The sequence below is a fragment of the Stenotrophomonas sp. P5_B8 genome (assembly GCF_054049855.1).
The window spans coordinates 1-3,578 of the sequence record NZ_JBFULO010000394.1 but is presented as its reverse complement, the minus strand read 5'-3'; the positions used below and the strand labels follow the sequence as shown (position 1 = coordinate 3,578).

1 protein-coding gene is annotated in these 3,578 nt (G+C 61.1%); it reads left to right on the top strand.

Going from position 1 to position 3,578, the window contains the following annotated elements; genetic code table 11:
• Positions 1-619 precede the first annotated feature (619 nt).
• Positions 620-3,578, top strand: a 2,959-nt coding sequence (locus ACXJKH_RS16955) for a DUF6531 domain-containing protein (protein ID WP_457321071.1), incomplete at its 3' end; no start/stop codon positions are given.

Sequence of the window (3,578 nt, the reverse complement as noted above, 5' to 3'; positions counted from 1 at the left end):
GCTATGACAGATCTCCATCGGTCACTGTGCCGTGACAAGATCCGATGATTGCCAGGACGCTCTTATGACTGAAGCGGAGAGCAGCCTGCTGCCGCTCGCTTGCGGAACTGCGCTGAGTCAAACCCCTAACAAGGGCAAGAAGGGTAAGAAGTAGTTTCAGGGACCGGCACCGACTGGTAATGGATGCAAAATGAGTGCCTCGTAGGCTGCCTGAAGTAAGCTATCTTGAGAAGGCAGTTGGCCAATTCGCGTTGACTTATGTATCAGCGGCCGTCAGCGATGCTGTTCAATCGGGAAAGTGAGATGTAACTCGCTCGAAGCTCGCGATCGAGGCGATGGGTCTTGAGCGCGCTGGCGAGTTGCGCCCGGGTAAAAGTGCGCGGCCGCCCACTCAGGAGGCCCCAATGCCCCGCCATGGGGAGATTGATGATGAGCGGAGTTGGGATGGGCGTCTCGAAATAGAGCTTGAATGTGCCAGCAACTTCAACGATAAAGGCACGGTGCGGTGGTGCACGCACATTCCGGAACAGGGACGATCCGAAGTAGGGCGCGACAGGGCGATGACAGCCGGCGTGCCTTCGTTCCCCGGCGCGGTATCCGCCCAGAGAGGAGAACAGGGATGTTGCAACGGATCAGGAACCTATCGTGCATTGTGCTGGCAACGGTCGCGATGGGTTGCATGACCCCCGCTTCGGCGGAGGCGCAGGAGAGCAAGACGACCTGGCGCATTTCCCAGCCCGGTGGAAATTCGACCCAGTACAAGACGCAGCAGGAGGCAGTGGAGGCCATCAAGAGCCTTCCTGCGCCGAGCCCCTTCCCGCCCGATTTCCAGTTTGGCTGGAACTCCGTGGACAAGATCAAATCCAAGAAGGTCGGCTTGGATGGCAATACGTCGATCACCTACTGGATGGGAAAATCCCAGCCCTCCGATCCCGAATGGTCATATCTCAGCACAGCGATATTTCCGACCGAAGAGGCAATGGTCGCGGCCTACTTGGCTGAGGTGCAAGCGTTCAACCCCGTCTGTCCCGGCGCGGCTGTCACGCCCACGGGCGACTGGTACGCCGTCACCCCGGATATGGAAGGAACCATCGAGAATCGTGAGTACCAGGTGACCTACGTGGGCGGGGACAATACCGCCCAGTCTCCCTGCGCTCCGTTCTCGAGCGACGCGATGCTGACGCGCACCCGGCGTCTGAACTGCCCGGTTCTCCTGACACAGTGGTCCAACAAGCACGAAGCCTGTGTCAACGAAGATTTCGTTGCCACCATCACCTCCAAGACGACGCAGTGCGACAAGGACGGCGGGAACGGAAGCTGCCCCACCGATGGCAATGGTGCCATGAGCGGTATGAGTCCGAGCGCGGGCAACAAGTCACCCTCGAACGAGCCGCCCTGCGACGGCACGGTCGGCAATCCCTGCGACGTAAAGACCGGTGAGAAATACGAAATCGCCCAAGACTTCGATCTGGGCTGGATTGCGTTGACGCGTTTCTATCACTCGGGAATATCCACGTCCCTGGGCGGCTTCGGCTACGGCTGGACGCATTCGCTGGGCGCGCAGCTGGCGCTGGATGGCGACGGCGGGGCCGGCATCGTGGAGGGCAATGGGTTCCAGCGCGCCTTCAAGAAGATTGGCCAGGTCTACGAGGCAGCCGACAGCAGCGGTGATCGCCTTGTCCAGAATGGAAACTGGACGCTGTATTCGTCCGATGCCATTTCGACCTTCGACGCCTCAGGCCGGCTGACTGAAAAGCGCTTCCTGGATGGAACATCGTTGACGTTCGTCTACGACGACAGTGAACGACTCGCAGCCGTCATCCACAGCAGCGGTCGCACGCTGGAGTTCGTCTATCAGTCCAATGACTATGAGGCCTTGATCAGCTCGGTCCTGGTCGCGGGTGTCCCCCAGGCGAGCTACACCTATACCGCGCAAGGCCAAGTAGCTACGGTCACCTACGCTGGTGGCGGTGTGCGCACCTATCACTACGAAAACTTCAGCTTCCCCCAGCATCTGACCGGCATCACCGCAGAAGACGGCCAGCGATACAGCACGTTTACCTATGACGCCATCGGTCGCGTCATTTCGAGTCAGCATGCAGGGGGCGCGGACGGGGTGACGTTGGCATACAGCCCCAACGGCGGAGCGGTGGTCACGGATGCACTTGGCCATCAGACCGACTACTCCCTGACGCCCGGCGACGATAGCGCGCCACCGCGTAAGGTGTTGGGCACCTCCGATTCCCAGGGATCGATAAGCCGCACGTACTACGATGCCAGCGTCGACTTCCGTCGACGACTGGACACCTATACGGATCGGCGCGGCGTCCAGACCAAGCACACGTACGGCGAGGGCACCGATGCGGTGACCGGTCGGCTGGTCGCTACCCACACCGTTACCGAGGCGGTAGGCCTGCCTGAGCAGCGTGTGGTGCAGAGCATCCGCGACAATGAGACCAACGCCGTTCTCGTTACGACGATAGGTCAACAAGAGACCCGAACCACTTACAACGCCCGCCGACAGCCAGTGAGCATAACGCTTAAGGATTTGKCTTCCGGGCAGACGCGCGCCACGACCTACGCCTATTGTGAGGCCGCTGACTTGGCCGCAGCCGGCAGCTGCCCGACCGAGGGGCTGCTGAAAAGCGTCGATGGGCCACGTACGGATGTGGCCGATGTAACCGTCTATGCGTATTACGCAGCCGACGACGCCGGTTGCGCCTCCAATGGCACCTGCGCTTACCGCAAGGGCGATCTGCACAGCGTTACCAATGCGCTGGGGCAGACGGTAGAAACCCTGGCCTACGATGCATTTGGTCGTCCGCTTTCGGCAAAGGACGTCAATGGAGTGGTCACGGACTACGCCTATCATGCTCGCGGCTGGCCGACCTCGGTAAACGTACGTGGCGCCTCTACCGCAGCAGACCGGGTGACCCAGCTGAGCTACTGGCCGACCGGGCTTGTGCAGCAGGTTACCGAGCCCGATGGGAGCAGCGTGTCTTATGTCTACGACGCTGCTCAGCGGCTGACCGACATCGAAGACAGCGCGGGTAACACCATCCACTACACGCTGGATAACGCCGGCAACCGCGTCAAGGAAGACACGCTGGACTCCGGCGGCACGTTGCGGCGCACCCTTGCCCGCGTCTACAACACGCTGGGACAGCTCACCACGCTGAAGGACGCGGGCAATCACGCCACCGCCTTCACCTACGATGCGGATGGCAACCCGCAAACGGCCACAGATGCATTAAGCCGGGTGAGCAGCCAGCAGTACGATTCGCTGAACCGCCTTGCGCGCACATTGCAGGACGTCGGCGGTGTAGCTGCGGAGATCCGCTCGCAGTACAACGCGCTGGATCAAATCACCCAGGTCACGGACCCCAAGGGCCTGCATACCACCTACGCCTATAACGGCTTTGGTGACCTCACCGGCCAAGTCAGCCCGGATAGTGGTGCGAGCAGCTTCACCTCGGACTCGGCCGGCAATCGCAAGACCGCCACCGACGCGCGGGGAGTGACCACGACCTATCACTACGACCTGCTCAACCGTCTGACCGGTGTCGCCTACCCAGACC